Origin of the sequence: Pseudomonas sp. EA_65y_Pfl1_P113, from assembly GCF_963970525.1 — a bacterium.
GTDB lineage: Bacteria > Pseudomonadota > Gammaproteobacteria > Pseudomonadales > Pseudomonadaceae > Aquipseudomonas > Aquipseudomonas tritici.
The window spans coordinates 1-430 of the sequence record NZ_CAXAQM010000691.1 but is presented as its reverse complement, the minus strand read 5'-3'; the positions used below and the strand labels follow the sequence as shown (position 1 = coordinate 430).

The following is a 430-nucleotide window of genomic DNA, read 5'->3' as shown; positions in this document are numbered from 1 at the left end:
TTCCGAAGCCGGCATCATCTACCGCGATATTTGCATCGACATCTCGCTCGTCTATCAGCGGAATGAGACAAATCCGCTTGGCCCTTCGAGCACCGTGCTTTTGCGGCTAAACTTCCCTATGACTGGGCGGCTGGGATTTTTGAACTATGACACGCGGTGAAGCTGACCGCCGTCCAAGCGTAAGAGGGACTGTAGCGCCGATGTCGAACATTCGTTGGATGGCCGGAGTCGCGGCGGCCGCGTTCATGATCCAGCCCATGTGCGCCTGGAGCCAGGCCGCGCCTGCCCCTGGCCTCGACCAGCCGCCGGCCGCCGCCGCGCCTGCGCCGCAGGCCGCTGCCCCCGCCGCGCAGAGCAACGGCCAGGCCGGCCGCGTGTTCTCATCGCCGCTGGCCCGCCGCCTCGCCAAGGAAGCCGGCATCGACGTGAC

1 protein-coding gene is annotated in these 430 nt (G+C 66.0%); it reads left to right on the top strand.

Annotated features, from left to right (window positions below):
• Positions 1–146: 146 nt before the first annotated feature.
• On the top strand, positions 147–430 hold a 284-nt coding region (locus AACY52_RS31745; RefSeq protein WP_339561617.1), incomplete at its 3' end, for an E3 binding domain-containing protein.